18 protein-coding genes and 1 tRNA gene are annotated in these 19,814 nt (G+C 54.6%); 8 read left to right on the top strand and 11 right to left on the bottom strand.

Features of this window, described 5'->3' with window-relative positions:
* The first annotated feature begins 138 nt into the window (after positions 1 to 138).
* Complete coding sequence (locus B2310_RS06590; protein ID WP_290729817.1) at positions 139 to 2,019, top strand: glycoside hydrolase family 9 protein; 1,881 nt, start codon at positions 139 to 141, stop codon at positions 2,017 to 2,019.
* Here B2310_RS06590 and coaE read toward each other — a convergent pair.
* On the bottom strand, positions 1,997 to 2,566 hold the full coding sequence (coaE, locus tag B2310_RS06585; protein ID WP_290729814.1) for a dephospho-CoA kinase: 570 nt from the start codon (positions 2,564 to 2,566) through the stop codon (positions 1,997 to 1,999). The two genes, B2310_RS06590 and coaE, sit on opposite strands and share 23 nt — an antisense overlap.
* Positions 2,567 to 2,589: 23 nt before the next feature.
* Positions 2,590 to 3,462 carry a DMT family transporter gene (locus tag B2310_RS06580; protein ID WP_290729811.1) on the bottom strand — a complete coding sequence of 291 codons (873 nt, stop codon included), beginning with the start codon at positions 3,460 to 3,462 and terminating at the stop codon, positions 2,590 to 2,592.
* An 86-nt stretch (positions 3,463 to 3,548) separates the two neighbouring features.
* Here B2310_RS06580 and mscL point away from each other — a divergent pair, with 86 nt between their 5' ends.
* The gene (mscL, locus tag B2310_RS06575; protein WP_290726144.1) at positions 3,549 to 3,989 is read left to right on the top strand and encodes a large-conductance mechanosensitive channel protein MscL; all 441 of its coding nucleotides are present in this window, start codon (positions 3,549 to 3,551) and stop codon (positions 3,987 to 3,989) included.
* Between the two features lie 99 nt (positions 3,990 to 4,088).
* Here the strand turns inward: mscL and recF are convergent, their stop codons facing one another.
* Genes recF through B2310_RS06555 form a run of 4 tightly spaced genes read right to left on the bottom strand, consistent with a single transcriptional unit; the run spans position 4,089 to position 8,516 of the window.
* Entirely contained in the window at positions 4,089 to 5,207 is a 1,119-nt protein-coding gene (gene recF, locus B2310_RS06570; protein ID WP_290729808.1) for a DNA replication/repair protein RecF, read from the bottom strand.
* Complete coding sequence (locus tag B2310_RS06565; protein ID WP_173366034.1) at positions 5,204 to 6,253, bottom strand: hypothetical protein; 1,050 nt, start codon at positions 6,251 to 6,253, stop codon at positions 5,204 to 5,206. Before B2310_RS06565 ends, recF begins: the two co-directional genes overlap by 4 nt.
* Positions 6,253 to 7,878 (bottom strand): hypothetical protein, encoded by a 1,626-nt coding sequence (locus B2310_RS06560; protein WP_290726148.1) that lies wholly within the window; start codon positions 7,876 to 7,878, stop codon positions 6,253 to 6,255. Before B2310_RS06560 ends, B2310_RS06565 begins: the two co-directional genes overlap by 1 nt.
* A gap of 2 nt (positions 7,879 to 7,880) precedes the next feature.
* Positions 7,881 to 8,516, bottom strand: a complete 636-nt coding sequence (locus B2310_RS06555; protein ID WP_290726150.1) for a LolA family protein — start codon at positions 8,514 to 8,516, stop codon at positions 7,881 to 7,883.
* Positions 8,517 to 8,623: 107 nt separating this feature from the next.
* Here B2310_RS06555 and B2310_RS06550 point away from each other — a divergent pair, with 107 nt between their 5' ends.
* Entirely contained in the window at positions 8,624 to 9,742 is a 1,119-nt protein-coding gene (locus tag B2310_RS06550) for a hypothetical protein (RefSeq protein ID WP_173366032.1), read from the top strand.
* 32 nt (positions 9,743 to 9,774) lie between these two features.
* Entirely contained in the window at positions 9,775 to 10,851 is a 1,077-nt protein-coding gene (opgC, locus tag B2310_RS06545) for an OpgC domain-containing protein (protein ID WP_290729805.1), read from the top strand.
* 49 nt (positions 10,852 to 10,900) lie between these two features.
* Here opgC and B2310_RS06540 read toward each other — a convergent pair whose 3' ends face one another.
* The gene (locus tag B2310_RS06540; protein ID WP_290726153.1) at positions 10,901 to 11,962 is read right to left on the bottom strand and encodes a hypothetical protein; all 1,062 of its coding nucleotides are present in this window, start codon (positions 11,960 to 11,962) and stop codon (positions 10,901 to 10,903) included.
* 148 nt (positions 11,963 to 12,110) lie between these two features.
* Between B2310_RS06540 and B2310_RS06535 the strand changes: the two genes are divergently transcribed.
* From B2310_RS06535 to B2310_RS06525, 3 genes are all read left to right on the top strand, one after another.
* Positions 12,111 to 13,541, top strand: a complete 1,431-nt coding sequence (locus B2310_RS06535) for a glycogen synthase (protein ID WP_290729803.1) — start codon at positions 12,111 to 12,113, stop codon at positions 13,539 to 13,541.
* Positions 13,532 to 13,605, top strand: a tRNA-Ile gene (locus B2310_RS06530). Before B2310_RS06535 ends, B2310_RS06530 begins: the two co-directional genes overlap by 10 nt.
* Positions 13,606 to 13,653: 48 nt before the next feature.
* On the top strand, positions 13,654 to 15,432 hold the full coding sequence (locus tag B2310_RS06525) for an ATP-dependent nuclease (RefSeq protein WP_173366028.1): 1,779 nt from the start codon (positions 13,654 to 13,656) through the stop codon (positions 15,430 to 15,432).
* Here B2310_RS06525 and tsaA read toward each other — a convergent pair.
* The 4 genes from tsaA to B2310_RS06505 form a co-directional block, all read right to left on the bottom strand.
* Positions 15,407 to 16,219: a tRNA (N6-threonylcarbamoyladenosine(37)-N6)-methyltransferase TrmO gene (gene tsaA, locus B2310_RS06520; RefSeq protein ID WP_290729800.1), complete on the bottom strand. Its 813-nt coding sequence runs from the start codon at positions 16,217 to 16,219 to the stop codon at positions 15,407 to 15,409. The genes B2310_RS06525 and tsaA overlap by 26 nt on opposite strands.
* A gap of 160 nt (positions 16,220 to 16,379) precedes the next feature.
* Positions 16,380 to 16,742 carry a winged helix-turn-helix transcriptional regulator gene (locus B2310_RS06515; RefSeq protein WP_290729797.1) on the bottom strand — a complete coding sequence of 121 codons (363 nt, stop codon included), beginning with the start codon at positions 16,740 to 16,742 and terminating at the stop codon, positions 16,380 to 16,382.
* A gap of 151 nt (positions 16,743 to 16,893) precedes the next feature.
* Complete coding sequence (locus tag B2310_RS06510) at positions 16,894 to 17,133, bottom strand: hypothetical protein (RefSeq protein ID WP_106520534.1); 240 nt, start codon at positions 17,131 to 17,133, stop codon at positions 16,894 to 16,896.
* A 36-nt stretch (positions 17,134 to 17,169) separates the two neighbouring features.
* Positions 17,170 to 17,712, bottom strand: a complete 543-nt coding sequence (locus B2310_RS06505; protein ID WP_290729790.1) for a Panacea domain-containing protein — start codon at positions 17,710 to 17,712, stop codon at positions 17,170 to 17,172.
* Between the two features lie 704 nt (positions 17,713 to 18,416).
* On the opposite strand from B2310_RS06505, the gene B2310_RS06500 reads away from it, so the two are divergent.
* Entirely contained in the window at positions 18,417 to 19,766 is a 1,350-nt protein-coding gene (locus tag B2310_RS06500) for a hypothetical protein (RefSeq protein ID WP_290729787.1), read from the top strand.
* Positions 19,767 to 19,814: the final 48 nt, after the last annotated feature.

Here is a 19,814-nt window from a genome sequence, read left to right as displayed (position 1 = left end):
CAATACATTTCAACACTTTCCGGACACCCCCGTAAACAAAACTCATTTTGTTTTCAAGCGAAAACACTTTTGCTCGAGAAAAACATTCCCTGCACTTCGAGAGGGATTTAATTTTAGGACAAACCAAGGTATGGATGTATGGATTCAAATAAAATTCTTCTCACTTCGATGCTTGCCGCAACAACGGCTTTCGCAGCAACGGCCTACCAGAACCAGGTCGGCTTCTTGACCAACGGCCCCAAGCACATCGCCGTCACGGATGCCGCAGGCAAAGAAATCATCTTCAAGGATGCGGACGGGAAAACCGCATTGACCGTGACCGCACCCGACGCCATCCTATGGGAAAGCGCCAACGAAGAGGCCTCCCTCGTAAACTTCTCCGAACTCACGACGCCGGGAACCTACCAGGCCTATCTCGACGGAGAAGCAATCGGGCACCCGATTATCATCAGCGACAACGCCCTGGAAGGCGTCACCAAGGCTTCGCTCAAGTTTTTCTACTTCCAGCGTTCCTCCACGGAGCTCACCGAAGAATTCGCAGGCAAGTACGCACGTGCCATGGGAACCCCGGATACGGCAGTCATGTACCACCCTTCTACCGGGCGGACGGACCTCACCTCCACATTCAACGGAGCCAAAGGATGGTACGATGCAGGCGACTACGGCAAGTATATCGTGAACTCCGGCATTTCCACCTACACCCTGCTGCAACTCTACCAGCATAACAAAGACTATTTCGACACCCTGGACCTGAACATCCCCGAAAGCAAGAACGACGTTCCCGACATCCTCGACGAAATTCGCTGGAATATTGAATGGATGCTTACGATGCAGGACAGCGACGGAGGCGTATTCCACAAGCTTACCACGAAGCAGTTCGCCGGCATGGTGCTCCCCGAAAAAGTGGTCAAGCAGCGCTATGCCATCGGTAAGAGCGTCACTGCGACTTGGGATTTCGTAGGCGTAACCGCGCTCGCAGCCGACATCTACAAGCCCTTCGACCCCGAATTTGCAGAAAAATGTGCCAAGGCCGCCGCCGGAGCCCGCTGGTGGGCCACGGAAAATCCCCGCGTCTACTACTCCCAGCCTAGCGACGTGGGAACAGGCACCTACAGCGACGGCAACGCCATCGACGAAAAAATCTGGGGCTCCGCCGAACTCTACCGCATCACCGGCAACCCGGTCGCGCTCGAGGATGTCGAACGCAATCCCATCTCGAAGCAACGCAGCAAGCTTCCCGCCTGGCAGACCGTATATGCGCTCGCCGCATTCACCATCGCCACGAATCCGCACCTCTTTGGCGAAGCGGAGGTGGATTCTTCGAGAAACCTGATTTTCACGCTTGCCGACAGCTATATCGACATGCCCGACAACGGCTACGGCCTTGCCATCGACAACGCGGACTTTTACTGGGGTTCCAACAGCGTAGTGGCGAACAAGGGAATGGTGCTCATCCATGCCTACATCCTGAGCAAGGAAAAGAAATACCTCGACGCGGCGCAGGGCATCCTCGACTACCTCCTCGGCAGAAACCCGCTCGATATCTCGTACCTCACGGGGTGGGGCGTAAATCAGGTCTTGCACCCGCACCACCGCCCGAGCGAGGGAGATACGATCGAAATGCCTGTCCCCGGGATGCTCGTGGGCGGCCCGAATTCCTCTGCAAACGACTGCGCCAAGAGCCACATCGATGCCGACGCGCCAGCAAAATCCTACTACGACAATTCCTGCAGCTATGCGACAAACGAAGTGGCCATCAACTGGAACGCCCCCTTCGCCTACCTCGCAGGTTCCCTGCAGGCGATTGCCGCAACAGGCAAGGTTTACGAAGTCGGAGCCTCCAAGCCCGAGCCCTACGACCTCGACGCCATCGCCGTCACGAAGCCGGGCGCCAAGATTCGCGCCGCAGGAAACAGGCTTATATTCAAGAACGGAGCCGTCCAAGTCGAAAAGACCCTACGCGACGGCAGCATCCGCTACTTCAATCTGAAAGGCGCTATTTCAAAAGGGAATCGATAACGCTTTTGTCCTCAATAATGCGGACAACTTTGCCATTAAACCGCGCGGGTTCAAAAAGCCCGCGCTGATTGTCTATGCGGCGCAAGGCTTCTTCACGCGTCATTCCGCGGGTCGCGAGCCTCTCCAGGCGAATCTCCTCGGCAGTCTCCACAATCCAGACTTCATCGAGCATTTCGACTATCGCAGGCGCACGAGAAAGGACAGCCGCCTCCACGAACCGATATTTTTCGTTCATGGATTCCGCAGGCGATCCGAAAAAATCCGTAACCTTTCGCGCCAAGTACGGATAGACAACGCTTTCGAGGCGTTCACGCGCCTGTGCGTCCTTGAATACGACATTCGAAAGGAACCGCCGGTCCACTCCGTCTTCCGTTAGGCATTCCTTCCCGAATGCTTTTGCAAGTTTGTCGCGGAGGTCCTTGTCGTGCGCATAGAGTTCATGGACGGCGATATCGGCATCGAGCACGCGGAACCCGCGCGCCACAAGCATCTTGCCCAGGAAGGACTTCCCGGCACCGATGCCACCCGTAATGCCAATCTTTTTCATGCCATGCATTATAAAAAAATTTTCTAACCCTTGCCAAGGGAGATGAGGCAGAGCCCGAGCACCACACCCAGAAGCGCAACGAACTTGAGCTTGCTCTTCCTTTCACGGAAAATGAGAATTCCCGCCAAGAAGCTGATGAACACGCTCGAACGCCTGAGCACCGTGATGATCGAGATGAGGGCTCCCTCGTGGCTTACGGCGAGGAAATAGCAGCGGTCCGCAACAATCAACAGGGCTGCCACAGCGATAAAGCTCCAGCGGAACTGGAACGGGGTCGTCTTTTTACGGGTCGGGTACCATGTGAAGGCGGTCGTGATGAACTGGACTGCAAGCATGTAGATACTGAACCACACCTGCACCGTCATCGGCTCGAAGTTCATGCGCTGCAAGATAAACTTGTCGTAGATCCCGCTGCAACTGGCAAGGATCGTCCCGATGAGCATCGACACCACCCAGCCATTGCTGAAGAAATGTCCCATCTCCTTCCTGCCCGCAAGGCTCAGCCCGATGTAGGAAAAAATGCAGACGGCAATCCCCACCCACTGGAGCGGGAAGGGGCGTTCGCCCATGAAGCCTACCGCAATCATGATGGTAAAGAGCGGGGCCAGTGCGCGTATCGTGGTCGAAATCGAAAGCGGCATATGCGCGATAGCATTGTAGGTAAAGAGCCAGCTAAGGCCCACGATGACCGCCTTCGCCATCAGCAGCAGGTGGTCGTGCAGCGAAAGCGGCTCGCAGAAGCCCAGGGGCAGGAGCGGGAGCATGAACAGGGCGTAAAAGGCGCTACAGAGGCAGAGAACCGGGCGGACGGCATTGTCCTGCACCGATTTTTTCTTCGCAAGATCATAAAGGCCCAAAAAAACAGCCGAGGCGAAAGCCAGAATCAACCATGACATAGCGCGCCAAATTTAGAAAAATGAGTTGCCAACACGGGCCACAATACTATTTTTTAAAATAGACAACAATCAACAAAGGAGCCCATATGGGTATCAAAGGTAAAGCAACGTCCCTTCTCGAAGAGTTCAAGGCCTTCGCGTTCAAGGGCAACATCGTCGACATGGCCATCGGTGTTATCATCGGCGGCGCATTCGGTAAAATCGTCACCTCCTTCGTGAACGACATCGTGATGCCGAGTGTCACGGCCATTATCTCCATGGCCGGTGGCAAGGACGCGGGCGAAGGCCTCAAGGCTCTCGCCTACACCACCGCTAACGGCGTGACCATCCCGTACGGCAACTTCATCGGCGGCATCATCGACTTCCTCATCGTCGCCATCGTGGTGTTCATCGTGATGAAGAAGTTCCTCGGATTCATGCAGAACATGCGCAAGAAGGAAGAAGCCCCGGCTGCTCCTCCGGCCCCTCCTGAGCCGAGCGCCGAAGAGAAGCTCCTCACCGAAATCCGTGACCTGCTGAAGAAGTAAAAAAGTTCGCGCGAACCTTTCCAAATTCAAAACAAAGACCGCTGCAAGGCGGCCTTTATTTTTGTTTTAGGGAGGGTCTTAGGGAGGAGGAACTCCTCCCTAGTCGCTTAAAGAAATTTCCGAATCCGCCTTAAAAGGCAGTTCCTCGAACTGCGGGGTGGCAATCAGCACCTGGCAATCCTTCTCGCGAACAAGCGCGGCGACCGCATCGCGGCGGTTCACGTCGAGTTCCGCGAAGATATCGTCCAGCAAAAGGACCGGCTTCGCTAGATAGCGGGAAGCAACATCGACCGCGGCAAAGCGCATGGCGATAGCCGCCGAACGGCATTGTCCCTGCGATCCCACCGAACGCATCTCATATCCCGAGGCGCAAAGCGCGAGATCATCCTTGTGAGGTCCCGACATCGTGATTCCCTGCAGTTTTTCTACAAGTTCAAGCCCCGCAAGCTTTTCCGCGAAGGCATTCTTCAGCATATCTTCGTTCGGGATTCCGGACGCATCGAATTCCCTAAGAATCGAGCTCTTGTAATCGCAGGTAATCTCGTCTACACCACCGGAAAGGCGCCTGTAGTAACCCGTGATGATGGGAGAAATTTCCTTGGAAAGTTCCAGCCGTATCGACCAGAGTTTCGCCCCGAGTTCCACCAGCTGGCCCGTCAGCACCTGGAAAAGGTCTTCGCCTCCGACCGCATTCCCATCCTTCTTGAACTGCCTGAGCCACTGGTTCCTCTGCTGAAGCACGCGCTTGTAGTTGCGCAGCACGCTTGCGTTCGCCGCCGAACGGAAGCAGAGGATTTCATCGAGCCAACGCCTGCGCACTTCGGGCGCACCGCGCAAAAGTTCGATATCGGACGGCTGCATGATTACCGCGGGCATCTTCCCGAAAAAAGACGACGCCGTTCGAAGCGGCGAGCCGTTTTCCTTTACGACCGTTCCGGCATTTCCCACCTGCAACGCACGGTTCCATTCGTGGGATTCGTCATAGAACGACCCGCGTAAAATCATCTCGTCGGCATTCCAGGCAATCAGTTCTTTCAGGTCCCGCGCCCGGAACGAGAACCCCTGCAAAAGCAGGTGCACAGCCTCAAGCACAGTCGTCTTGCCACAGCCGTTCGGCCCATGGATAACGTTCACCCCATGCGAAAAGGCGAACTCGCGAAAATCGGAAGCGCCTCCAGACAGGCTTCGAACGTTCCGGACCGACAGCGAACTTATCACGGGATAAATCCCCTCACGCCAAAACTCAACGGATTAAAGAGCCCGGCGCTAGATTCGTAAGTCAAGGCATAGTTCACGTCGAACAGGTAGCGTTTCTTGCCAATGCGCACATCGAACTTGTATCCGAGGCCAAGCATCGCATTCAAATCATCCATGCCGATACGCACGGTTCCCGCGGGAATGATTTCGCATTCGAAACCCACACGGCCCGTCCACACGTGATGCTGCGGGTCGAACACGAGAAGCGTATCCGCCACCTGGTAGTCAAGCGCTTCCATCCATGCATACACGGGCTTGCCCATGATTTTAGAACGGTAGCCAAGGCCTACCTGCAGCACCTTGGGGCGCACGCCCTCCGTCGACGGGATGCGGTTATCGGAACTCGGGCTGCGAGTCCAGCGCGCCGAAAGGTTCTTGCTAAAGCTGATATTCCGGATGACGACGGACGACGACCACTTTTCGTTCCACTGGCGAAGCCACCCGAAATTGAGCGCCATCGGACTCGTGAACCCGTCGGTCATGTCCAGGTCATCATAATACTCCGCGATGTCCATGTTGTCATAGCCAAACGAAAGCGACACGCCAAAGGCATCCCGACGCGTTGCCCTGAAGGAGAACCCGAGATACATCATCGAGAAGAACGGGGTCGCCGATCCAAGAGTCTGGTCATCCTCGTCAATCACCTCGAAATCGATATCGCCGCGGTAGAGCATGGCAAAGCCAATCCCCATGCGGTTTCCGACGGAGGTTTCAAGTCCAAGCGAACCGCCCGTGCGGTCCAGGCTGCGGCGTTCTGCATTGAGCGTGTAATTGAAATTCTGCCGGAATCCGAGAATGGCCGGGTTCCAATAGGCACCGGGCATGGCAGATGTATCCGCAGAACCCGTATTGCCGCGGCCGAGTTCGCGGGTTCCCGCCCCCATGCGTTCCACGAATCCGTCGTAGCCGCCAAGCGCAGCCTTCTTGTCCACGACTCCAGCGACAGCCGAAGACGCAAACAGGGCAAGGGCAAACAAGGCACCAAGGGAAATCTTACGCATAAGCATCAGCGACCCCCTCCGAGCGACATGACCTTGCCCCAGCCCACATGCCCATGATTGTCCTTCACGCGCACGTAATAGACGCCCATGGTGCAGGGATTGCCGTAGTCGTCAAGGCCGTCCCACACGTCTTCCCTCGCATTCGTACTGCGAGACTTGTCCGCAAAGCGCGGAGCCGACTTCACGATCTTGCGCACCTTCCGCATGTCGTAGCTGAACACCTCGATGGTAATCTTCGAGTCCTTGCTTACCTTGTACGAAACAAGCGATTCCGAGCCCGCCGTGATGACCGAAGGCACCATACGCACCGTCCCCAGGTCGCCGCCCAGCTTGGCTCGGTTCAGGACCGGAGTCCAGGTCTTGCCCGTATCGGCCGAAACGGAGACGCCGTTCCCGTCCGCAGCGACAGCAAGCCCCGTCATCCCCTTCGCCAGCGGGAACGAAGTAACCGACCAGATAACCACGTCACGGTCGGTGACGCCCATCTCGAACCCGTAAAGCCAGGCGAGTTCGTCCTCGTCGACTTCGTAGGCCCGGAATCCAAGGGAATCGAGCTTCAGCAACCCGCTAACGGAGCCGCCCACCGTCCGGACGCCAACGAACGCCATGCTTCCGACAAACGCGATGTCGCTCACCGTGTAGTCGGCATTGTCATAGACATCCTTTTTCTGGGCCTTGCCGTCAAGGTCAAGGAACGGGATCTTCGCAAAGTCACCGGAGGCGCCGGCCTTCTTGCGCCAGAGCGCACCCACGACCGGATCCTTGCCCTTCGACTGCGTTTCCGCAATCACCTGCAGCGGCGAGCCCCCGACCCAGACACCCGTCACCCGCATGGTATCGAGCGCTTTGGAAGCAAGCGAGAGCTTGCCGTCACGGGCCATTTTCCAGAGTCCGCGCGAAGTCGCAAGCCACAAGTCTCCCGCATCGTTATCCATGGCGACATCGAGCACCTCCGTATATTTCGAGAGATCCTTCGTCGCATTCAGTTTGAGCGTATCGAGCGATTTGGAGTCTCGGTCAAAAATCAGCCGGAACTCCTTCGGGTCGTTCGCCCCCTTCGAAATGTTGTAGCCCGTAAGCCCCAGGATCCCGCGGGCAATCCACAATGTCGAACTCGAGGAATCGAAGGCAAGCCCGCTCACGGCATAGTCCATCGCCGATTCGACATCTTCCGCCGCTACCGGAAGTTCCAGCGGAGTCTCGACAACGTTCCCGATCCCGCGAACCGAGATGAACCCCTTCGGCTGAAGGAAGCTGCTGTCGCGCTTGAGCCCATACATCGGGAATACGGTCCCGAGCCTGCCGGCAGATGCGACCGGGATGCGCCTGCGTTCCGCATTGACATCGATAAAGATTCCGTCCTGGACAGCCGTCGTGGAATCCGAGACCGCATCCTGGACGGCATCGTCCACCTGGACCTGTCCCGAAGCCGACACCTTGAGACTCAGAAGCGTCACGCCACTATTCACGTTTCCGCGGGAAAACACCCACAGGGCGCCATCCGTTCCGCCGGGAGCGACAGAATAGGTCCAGTTGCTGAAAAGCGTCTGGTTTGCGGCGAGGGCACCGGCCGAGGCCAGCGTCACGGCAGCAAGAGAACGCCGCAGCGCCTTGTACAAGTTTACATCCATCGTCACCTCATGTCGATTTCGTCGACGCCCTTTACGGGCTTGTACCTGAAGTCATCGGGCGAAACCTGCTTCACCACCTTCAGGTTCATAATGTTGTACCAGGTCGCGTTCCCGGACGGGTCGACCGTAAAGAGCCTCACCGGCGAAAAATCCTTCTGCGAAAGCCAGACTTCCATCTGGTCGAACTGCCCCGCGTACTTGGACGGGTCGAGCTTCAGCACCCAGAGTTTCTGCTTGTTGAACTCGGCTTCCTTCAGCTCGCGCGCCTTGCAGCCAAGATACTTGAACAGGAGCTCCGACGGGTGGAACGCCGACGACAGGTCCTCAATCGCCTTGATGAGCACCTGCTTCTGTTCCGGATTGTACTGCCACATGCTCTCGCCATCGCTATAGAACTTGATTCCAGCGACATCGAGCGTGAAGCGGTCCCCGTCGGCCACCAGAAGCTTTCCCTTCTGGCTTACGATGTCGGGAGATTCCGAATAGAACATCTGCACCTGGAACTCGAGTTTCCACGCCTTGCCCGACTTGAACCAGGTTTTCGACTTTTCCATGGCCTCGTCGGCGGTCAGCGCGAACGCCTGCGCACAAAGGAACGCAAGGACACCCATTGCAAAAAAGAATCTGCGAAATTTCATAAAGCTCCTAAATATCCACAAAAATACAAAACAAACGGCTTCTGGACATTGGGTTTTTCAAAGATATATTTCTATCTTTTGCCAAGAAACTTTTTTAGAAGGATTTTATGCGCAAACTCATTCTGCCCATCGCCCTCATGTCCGCAAGCTTCGCGCTCGCCGTTGATGTCGAACTGCACGGATCCGTCAACTTTGACTACGGTAGCTATTTCGACGAGCATTTCAGCCCCATCAACGCCGCAAACCAGGACATCGACCTTTCCGCCAAGGCGAACATGGACGAGAACGTTTCCGTGACCGTCAAAGCGAACACCCACACGAGCTACCAGGACACCCTGGGCAACTACCAAGCCTCCGAAACCAGGCGCCACTTCTACGCGCACTCGACCGCCATGGGCGACGGCGGCAAGTACACCGAGTTCAATTTCGACGGTGTCGAGCTCCGCTGGGACATCACCCACGACATCGGCCTCGTGTTCGGCGACCTCACCTATAGCGCAGGCGCCTTCAACTACTACTACTGGCGCGACCCCGCCCGCTACGCCGTCATCGTCCGCGAACAGAACCTGCGCGGTGCCGGTATCGAAGTCGGCAACGAAAAGTACGGCTCGGGCAAGGTCTACTTCGGCGCTTCCGAGAACAACGAACATTCCGCGGCGCTCTTCGCCACCTATTCCTACCCGCTCGTCAACCACGTGGACCAGCACCTCGTGCTCACCCCGAGCGTCGACTGGGTATTCGGCAAGGACATGGGCCGCAGCCACACCTACGTGTTCGGTCTCGAAGTCGACTACACCAAGAGCCTCGAGAACATGAACTACGGGGTCTACGCCGTATGGGGAATCCACCCCTACAAGGGCAAGGGGGTCCACTCCTTCCTCGTCGAACCGAGCTTCAACTACGACTTCTTCAACCTGGGAGCTAGCTTCTTCGTGGCCCTGGCCGACGACCGCTACGATGCCGACGTGCAGATTTTCACCGAAGACCAGATGATGTTCGCCATCGAACCCAGTTTCATCATCCACAAGAAGTTCAGCATGGGCGTGGGCTACGAATACCACAACAAGGACCTCGAAAAGGAGGACGACGACTACCATTACCTCGGCCTGAACCTCTACCTCTATCCCACAATGAAGACCGAACTCGTGTTCTGGGGTGGCTACAACTTCGCCGACCAGATCGAGACCGACTTCGCGATGGGTATCAGCGCAAAGGCGAGCTTCTAGCCTCCGGCAGGCGCAACGCCACGGGATAATCCGTGAGGATAAGGGCACTAGATTCCATCCGCGGCCTGCTGCTCCTGCAGATGACCCTCGACCATTTCGGAAGGCCCATCTCCTATTACCTTTACCAGTGCTTCGGCTTCTTCAGTGCGGCCGAAGGCTTTTTTTTCCTCTCCGGATTCGTGGGGCTGCTCGCCGCCGCAAGCAAAAGCGCAAAGGACCCGGGCCAGCGCTGGATGTTCGCCCGCGCCTTCAAGACCTGGCGCTACCACATCGCAACGCTTGCAGCCCTCGCCATCGCCGGGCTTGCCATAATGCCGCAGACCGCCACGCTGTTCAAGTCCATCTACGGGCACCCCGTCGCAGGTAGCTTCTGGAGCCTTACGCTCGTAAACACACCCGAATGGCTCGACGTTCTGCCGCTCTATGTCATCTTCCTCATGCTCGGTCCCGTCGCCATGCCGCTGTTCCTGAAGGCAAAACGCAAGCGCGAAGTTTTCGCGCTCTGGCTTCCGTCGCTTGCCGTCTGGATTGCCGCACAGTTCGGGCTCCGCGACCTGGTCAATTCAGCCTTCCCGCAGTGGATCCACCACGGGGACTTCGACCCCTTCGCCTGGCAATGCGTCTACTTTTCGGGAACGGCCGTCGCCGCCTGGTGGAAGCTCGCACGCAAGGACGAATCCGCCGGTCACCCGCGTACCGTCGCCCTGGTCCGCTCACTTTCGCCGGCCATCGTCATAGCGCTCGTCTTCTGCTTCCTGTGGTCGCACCAGTTTATCGCGCTCCCGCTTCCCGCAGAAGCGTTCACGAGCAAGGTCCACGTGGGGCCGCTCCGTTTCGCAAACTTCTTTGTCTTTATGCTCGGCATCTGCGCCATCGTCCGTAAGTGGCCGAACCTGCTGGACTTCAGGCCCACGAACGCAATGGGCCGCTGCAGCATCGACATCTACACCGCCCACATCGTGTTCGTCTATATCTGGATGAATATTCCCGGGAGCATCCGCTACCACGGACCGTGGAACATACTCGTCCCGATTGCAGCCTGCGTTTTGCTGTGGGCCCTCGCTAAGATACGATTAGGGAGGGCTTCGCGGGCGCCTTCGGTACAATGAAAAACCCCGGCGGAGCCGGGGTCTTGTGCAGTTTCTGTCGCGTCGTCGATTACTGACCGAGGAACTTCTTGCCTTCGCCGAAGTCATCCTTGTAATGGATGTAGTCGGGGACAAATCCCTTCTCGAAGGAGAACGAGACATTGAGGCCGCACTGGAATTCGTTCATCAGCTTGCCCTTTTCGCCGCTCTTCAGGTTCTGGCGCTTCTTCTCGATCTTCTCGTCGCCCTTCTTGCCCACGAGCACTTCGGCTTCGCACCAGCCGGTGCCAGCCTTGGCCGTGACGGTCTTTCCTTCCGTAGAGACGAGCGTGATCTTTTCCGGGTCGAGCACGGTGTTGTTGCCGGTCGAGGCCCAGAACTGGAGTTCGCCGCTCAGGGAGGTCGGGGTAATCTTGATGGTCGGGAGGGCCATCACGTAGCCCCACTTGTCCACGCGGTGCTTGCCGGACGGGTCGGGAATGTTTTCACCGAAGATGAGGAAGTAGCCACGGGTGCTCTTGCGGCTCTTGTTGAGCGCCGCCTTCACGTCGGCATTTTCGGGAGCGACTTCGGCAATGCGGAGGAGCATGTATTCGCAGACCACCGGATCGCTTTCGTCGTTAGCTTCGGGGAGGGCCTTCGAAACGTAAAGCTTTTCGGCCTCGTTACGGATGGTCTTCACGGCAGCTTCGGCAGTGTTGGTACGCTTGGCCACGGAAAGCGCGGTATCGATTTTTGCGAATGCCTGAAGGATGGTGCCGTAGTCGATACCTTCCTGGGCGGCCTGGACCTTGCCCACGTTCGCGTAGCTTGTCACGAATTCTTCGATGACTTCCGGCTTGGTGACCTTGGGCACGTTGGAAACGGCACGGTCGAAGTAGCCGCTCAAAAGGCTGCTGTTGATGTCGGCCTTGGCTTCCGCATTGGCGGCACGCACGAGGGCGAGGGTAAAGTTGTCATAGAACTCATCGGAAACCTTACCCTTCTTGAGGGCGTCCAGGTACTGGTTGATGGCGTTCTTGTAGCGGTTGGCCTGCAGATGCTCGTCACCGCGCTTTTCGTTGGCGCCCTTACATCCGGTCAGCGCGAAAGCGACCGATACGGCCAGAGCAGCAAGAAAGAGTTTCTTCATTTTTCAAAACCTCGTGGATTTTAGTTCAAAAATGACCCGATTACCCACCCTTATAGGCAAGGGGGTCTTACAAAATGTAATTTAAATAAATAAATTTGTCTTATATTGCCTTTAATGGTAAATTTTTATTTGGAGAGGTGTTCAGGGAATGGAAATCCTAGTCGTAAGCCCCGAAGCTGGCAACTGGCAAACGCCAAGCCCACTCGCTACGGCAGTCAACCGGCTGACCGACGCTTTCGCCCGTGCCGGGGTGAACGTCGTCACCTGTTCCCCCTTCTACAAGAGGCTCTTCCAGGACACGACCGACTACCACTGCGTATTCCGGGGCACCGAGCGCCTCCAGGGCAAGCCCTACGAGGTCTGGAAGTCGGAATCCGACCCCCTGCACACCTACATCTACAACGACGAATATTTCGGCCGGCCCTACGTCTACGGCCCGCCCAAGGACCTCCCCTACAGCGACAACCACCTGCGGTTCGCCTTCCTCGCGTCGGCGACCCTCGCCTATGCCGAAGAAAGCGGCTTCAAGTGCAGCGCCATCCTCGGCCACGAATGGGGCGGCGCCCTCGTCGGAGCGCTAGCGCGCACCACCTACACGAACTACGCAGGCCGCACCCCCTTCTTCTTCAACGTCCATAACATCACCTACGACTTCCATATCCCGGCGAGCGAAATCGAGAAGATTGGACTGCCCCCGCAGGACTTCAACATGGACGGCTACGAATTCTGGGGCAAGGTGAGCCTCCTGAAGGCGGGCATCTGCTACGCCGAGAAGGTCCTGTTCCCCTCGCCCGGCTACCGGGACGCCATGCTCAACACGAACCTGCCCGGCGGACTCAGCGGGTTCCTGAACTACAACGCCGACAAGCTCATCGGGGTGCAGTTCGGCGTGAGCTACAAGGTGTGGGACTTCAACCGCGAAGAGAACCTCCCCATCAAGGAAGCGAAGCACAAGGCGAAGCTCGCCCTCCAAAAGAAGTTGAACATCGACTTCGACTCGAAGCTCGCCCTCTACGTCCACCTCGACGAAGAAGCCGGCAAGACCTCCGAGACGCTCGCCACCATCCTCGCCGACATCACCAAGCAGGACGTGTTCGTCATCGTCGGCATGTATCCCGACGCCCCCGAATGGAACTACTACCAGGACTTCGCGCACCAGTACCCCGACATCCTGCACGTGTGGCCGCTTGCCAAGGGGGCCGAGAACACCGGACCTCTCCGTGAAGTCCTCGCCGCATCCGACATCCTCTTTGCGGCCAACATCCGCGAGCCCTCCACCTCCATCATCCTCAAGGCGCTTGCCGCGGGGACACTCCCGCTCACCGGCAGCAACATCGGCGTCGCGACCATGCTCGACGACTACGCCCCCGAAACCGCCGGCTGCGCGAACGCGTTCCTCGTCGAGGATGCGAACGCCCCGCACCAGATGCTGCGCCGCCTCAAGGACGCGCTGCACGTCTACCGCAACGAAGTCGCCGACTGGGACAAGGCCGTGGTCAACGCCTACAGCGGGTTCCATTACGAATGGGACCGCACGATTTCGAAATATTTGCTAATATTGGGCGAACTGGGACTTTAGCTCAATTGGTTAGAGCAGCGGACTCATAACCCGCGGGTTCCGGGTTCAAGTCCCGGAGGTCCCACGAAAACGCCATCCTTCCAAGGTGGCGTTTTTTATATATATTGAAGACATGCAGCCCCAAGCACTCAGACTTTCAGAGATTACGATTAGCAACCTTCGTTCCATCCAGCGGCAGACATTCCCGTTGAGCGGATTCACCGCCCTCATCGGCTACAACAACGCCGGAAAGACGAACATCCTGATGGGCATCCGCTGGCTCCTGTCCAAGTTCTCGCTCGACATTTCCTTCTTTGACGACCCGAACCAGCCCGTCGAAGTCGAAGGTGTTTTCGAAGGCATCACCGAAACCGTCCTCAACCGCCTGGGCGAAGAGAAGGCCGCCGAGATCAAGCCGTTCCTTTGCGCCGAAAGGCTCCGCATCAAGAAGATGCAGCGCGTCCCCGGCGAAAATCCCGAAAACGCCGAGATGTGGGTATTCACCCCGAGCAACCACCGGAACGAGAAGCGCAAGGAATGGACGCGCGCGACGGAAGAATTCCGTCACGCCTTCCGGCGCATGTTCCCCGAACCCATCGCCATCTGGGACTTCGAAGGCAACCGCGTATTCACCAAGCTCCTGCACGAAATCTTCAAGCCGCTCGAAAGGCGATTCGGCGGCGAGTTCAACGACATCCTCAGCCGTTTCAGCGAGATGCTGAGCCCCCACAGCGAGAATCAGGCCGCCGAAATCCAGAGCTTCGACCACGACGTGAACGAGATGCTCAAACCGCTGTTCCCGAGCGTTCGCGTGGAACTCGACATCCCCATCCCGACCCTCGAGACCTTCCTCAAGACGGCGACCCTCAAGGTCATCGACGAGGACGACGGGTTCGAACGCGACATCAACCGCATGGGCGCAGGCTCCCAGCGCGCCATCCAGATGGCCCTCGTGCGCTACCTCGCCGACATCAAGAAACACCACAACAACCATTACCTGAGCCGCACCATGCTGCTCATCGACTCGCCCGAGCTCTACCTGCACCCGCAGGCCGTGGAACTCACGCGCGTCGCGCTCAAGAACCTCTCGAACGAAGGCTACCAGATCATCTACGCGACGCATTCCGCGCAGATGGTGACAAGCGAAGACGTGAGCACCTCGCTCCTTATACGCAAGAACAAGGAGAAGGGAACGTTCATGCGGAAGCGGATGGAAGACGCCGTGCACCAGGTCATCCAGGATGCGCCGAGCCAGCTGCAGATGCTCTTCAGCCTTTCGAACAGCAACGAGCTCCTGTTCGCCGACTACGTGCTCCTGACCGAAGGCAAGACGGAATGGCGCGTGCTCCCGGCACTTTTCGAACGCATTACCGGCAAGAGCTTCGCTCTCATCAAGTGCGCTCTCGTGCGCCAGGGAGGCGTGAGCAACACGCGCAAGAGCATGCAGGTCCTCTCGGCGATGGACATGCCCGTGCGCGCCATCGTGGACCTCGACTACGCATTCACCACGGCGACCCGCGACGGCTTCCTCGATTCAAACGACCCCGATCTCAAGACCTGCCGCAACCTCTTCCGCGAGCTGGCGTTCCACCAGCACCTGCGCCTCGTGAACGGCGTCCCCGTAAACAAGCACAGCAACATATCGGCCGCGAAGGCGTATGCCATGATGGCCGCGATGCCCGAGGCGGAGAAGCCCATCAAGAGCATCCACATGAAGCTGCGCAACCAGGGAATCTGGGTGTGGACAAAAGGCGCCATCGAAGAACACCTCGGGCTCGAAGCCAAGAACGAGGCGACCTGGAGCGGGTTCATCGAACGCTGCAAGGGCCAGAACTTCGTCAAGAACCTCCCCGACTACGACGGGATCATGGCGCTCTGCCAGTGGATTATCGACGGGAGTCGGGATACCTAACTAGAAAATCCCGATGTAACTGCTTGTCGCCGTACTTGTCCTCGGCGCCTTCTTTCAAATCGCCGGCGGTATAGCCGCTCGACACGCGCTGCAGGCAAACCAGGCGGCTCGATTCGTCGTAGGTAAAATGGATGCGGAAAGTGCGGTAGGCAAGCACTCCCGTTTTTGCATTTTCGTCAACGGTCAGGCGCCGGCGCGAACTGTCGAACACATCCTTCGAGAAGTTCCCGCGGGAAAGCTGCACGCGCGCAAAGCTTTCCAGGTCGAATTCGCTATGTTCTGCAATCCAGCGGTTCTGTCTTGCAAAATCTTCGGTTGAGGTGACGGTCCACAGGTCGCCTTCCTGTTCCTCGACCCAGCCCGCACGCGCATCCGGGAAGGCGTCCGCCATAGGGATATACGGCTTGATGTCGAGCACCGGGGTGCCGTTCAGCAAATCCGCCTCGTCTACATACAAAGTAAGACCTTCGATTTTAAGCAGACGTACACAGCTAAGCCCGATAGGGTTCGGGCGGTAAGGGCTACGGCTGGCAAAGGTTCCCACGCGGTCCTTCCCCTTGGGCGGTACCGGCGGTCGCGTCGTCGGGCGCCAGCTCTCGTTCTCGTGGAACTGGAATATGACCCAGATGCGTTCGAACCCGTCCAGGTCGCGGAGCGCCATCTCGAAGTTCTGCCCCGCATTCAGCTCGATGCGGCCAGGATGCCCCGCGAACAGGCGCCCCTGCCGAGGGGCGTCGTACTTATAAACGGCATCGCCGTAGAATGTACCGATCGGGATGAACCGCATAGCAGAAAATATAGATTTTGCACATACTGAAATTTCTTCCAACTCGTTGGTTTCAATCTTCCATGGGAGCATCGCAAAGATACTCCATGATGTTTTCGACAGCCAAAAGTGGGCGTTCCCCGACCGAGGTAGGAAGCGGGCTTTCACAACATTATCGCCATTACTTACCATTACCCAAAATCTCCCAGTAGCCGCCGTTGTCGGGGCCAATGCGTTTTAGTAGTTCCGCATCAACGAGGTATTTAAGGTATGTGGCAACCGTTCGACGGCTAAGATTTAGCGATTCAGCCAATTCTCCCGATGAAATATTCGGATTTTGGTTTACAAATTCCATCAAGCGGAAGCAACCATCACAAGCCTTTTTGAAGGACGATTCCTGTTTGAATCTGGAACGGATTTTCTGTGCAAAAGTCTGCGCAAAAGTCTGTGCAAAAGTCGTAGTTGCCGCAGCATTCATTGGATTCGCCACCGATACAAGAAACGGATTCCGGTACACCGATTCAGGTGCATCAGATTCTATCACATTTTCAATAGAACCCGGAATAAAGTCGCCCGAGTTCCTTGGCTATATGGTTTGCGGACTTTTGCAGAAAATCCTGCATAGTCCGCTATCAATTCGCAGCTCTTCTTGCTCGCCGCATACAAACTAAACACGGCTGTCAACCCAGTCCGCGCTACAACGCAGAATCAAAGAATTTTTTCTGAAAGACGTTCAAGTGCCTACTATCAGCCGCAGCCAAAACGACCTTATCCATTGTATCAGAATCTAAATTTCCAATTAGGCTTACTTGGCCGTTTTGCATCAGCACCTTAAAATCGGCCACGCTCTTGACAAAAAGAGCCGAACAATCCACAAACGAATCATGCTCCAAGAAAGCGAAATCCGAGGCACAAATCTTCAACTGCGTTTCCATTCCCTTCTTTGGATAAGGGCGGGAACGAGATTGATTTCAGCCATTCTTTACACTCAGGGCAGCCAGGGTTTCGCGCTCGTTCTTCACGATTTCGCGAATTTCGTCATCGGCATCGATTTCGTCAAGGATTTCGCTCATGCGGATTGAGGTGTTCTCGCCCTCTTTCCACGCAGAGTTCCAAGCAGAGGCATGCGACTTTTGCACAAGCCCGTCAAAACTTAATTTGGCATTCTCGTCAAAAGCCCTCTGCAAGGTTTCCACATCCGATTCCGACAGGTAATCCGTATTACACTTTTTCGAGATGTCAAAAAAGCCCTTGTCGTACTGCGTAAACACGCGGAGTTCAGGCGAACAGTTACCCTTAATCATGTCGTAAAGGGCCGACGGGACCGGGCCATAATTCATGGCAATATACGTATCCCCCGTCACGGAACGACCGTACTGTTTGAGATGCAGCAAGTCCGCGAACCACAGGATCTTGAACAGCTTATGGATGCATCGATCCTGTTCCGGAAGACGCTCCGCAACCCAAAGTGCTGCATTCAGCAAAACATCTGTACCATATATGGGATTAATCATAAGCCATCACCCTTTCGGCCCAATATACATATTCTTTTATGCATCTGACAACATACACGCTCATAAATGCCGCCTTTTTTCACCGATTGCACATTTGTTCACTATCGAATATAAACAAATAGAAAGTGGTTGTCAATACCCTGGCTTCATTTTTCTAAAAAAAACACATCTTCCCGATGATGCACGGGGGAATCAGCCTGGCATTGTGAATGGAATCCCGCTGGTCGCCGGCGGCGCGGCTGATATTGTTGAGTTCAGGGCGTTCCCCGGCCAGGGCCGGGGGCGGGCTCTCGCGGCATAAAATTGCGGCCTCACGCCGCAATTTTTCCGCCTAGAGGGCCGAGTGCCAGATACGGGCGGCCCTCCCAGCCCTACGGGCTTCGATCTCTAACGCGAACGCAAAAAAAAACAACATCTCTCACTAGTAAGACACAGACGAAGGCGAAGATACTCGCCTCGTTCATCACGTACAACATGTTCAGAATGATGGCGCTAGCACGGCCGAAATAGGCCTAACCCGCACAGCGAGTACCCCCGGGGCGAAAATCCGGACCGAAAGGCCCTGAAAAAAAAGAGAAAACAGACGCAAATTGGACATTTTAAAGTCGTGGAAACGAAAGGAAACCTATTTTCACGAAAAAGATGTATTTTATAGGTACCCATAAATGAATAAAAGAAAGTTTGTTATCAAAAGGACGTACAATATGTCTAACATTTCATTTGACTTTTTGAATGAGAGTATTCTTTTTCAAAAAGCTGAAGATAACTATAAAAATATTTCTCTTGAAGAATTAACACAAGCGTTAGATAAATATAAATCTTATATCAAAGAAAAAAAAGAAGACATAGAAAAAGAATTAATAGATGGAAATCTAAAAATCATCCAATCCTTACAGCAACATCCTGAAAAACCTTCAATGGCTGAAATTTTACAAGGCTCCCTTTTTTTAGATAAATACTTAATTGACGATCCTCTTTTTTCATATAATTTAGCGGATGCTGAGTTAATAAATGCGAATAATCGCATTATGGGGTTCAAGGAGAAAACCGATGACGATTTTAAAAAAGAACTAAGTACCAATGCTTTATATATGAAAAACTTAGTTGATGGTGTAAGGTGCGATACCGCATATATAAAGTTTTACCCTTTTAGTTTGGGCTTTCAATCTGAGCGAATTCCACACATGAGAGTTCCTGATTTGTCCATTGATGATATAGATAAAAACATCTATAATTGGTTTAATGAAAAAATAGAAGTCATGAATTTTGATAATCAAAATCGATCAAACAACGCTTTGTCTATTTCTAATCATATCGGCATGCGATTTAATGGAGATTTTGGCTCAAAATGTAATTTTGCACGTTATCAAAAACCCACAAATATTTTTGAACAAGCAGGGAAATTGTATATGGTAATTGATCCGAACTATATCCCTGAAAAGGATGAGTATGACAACTGGGTTCATCAAGAAGTGATAACAACAATAAAAGAAAAATTTAATTTCTTTATATATAGACATAATATTTGCTCCAAATTGAATTCTCCGGTGATTTTGAATAATGAATTTGAGAAACAGTTTTATGAGATGCAGTTTTCAACAAAAAAAAGTAACGTGCATACACTTGGTTTTGATTTAAACATCCCAGGATTACAGAATTTGAATTTTAAGGAGGCCATGGAAGTTAGACGGTCTTCTTTTGAAAGTTTTCGTAGTTTTCAAAATGAGCTGCAAAATGATTCCATTTTGTTATCTTCAGTTAACGATGAAAAACAATATGACGAATTGATCACTGAAATTCAACATAAATATGAGAATGCTTCAAAAAACGTAACTAGTAAATTAGGGATGACAAAATCAATTGCATCTGATAATATTATAAATATTGCTATTGCCGCTATTTCTTACTATAACACCCCCTTACTTGCTACAGGAGTGATTTCTGGACTATCTTTACTCGATGCAATAAGAAAAGGTCGGAAAGATTATTTAAATACTGTTAAAAATCCTTTTTATTTCTACAAGAAAATCAAGCAGAGTTCTTCTAAAAATTAATTTCGTAGATTCAACAAAATTATTGATTATTCCGGAGCGGCGGAGCCG

This window comes from Fibrobacter sp. UBA3629, assembly GCF_002374005.1.
GTDB lineage: Bacteria > Fibrobacterota > Fibrobacteria > Fibrobacterales > Fibrobacteraceae > Fibrobacter.
Note: the sequence above shows the minus strand (reverse complement) of the source record. Positions and strands in the feature narration are given on the sequence as shown.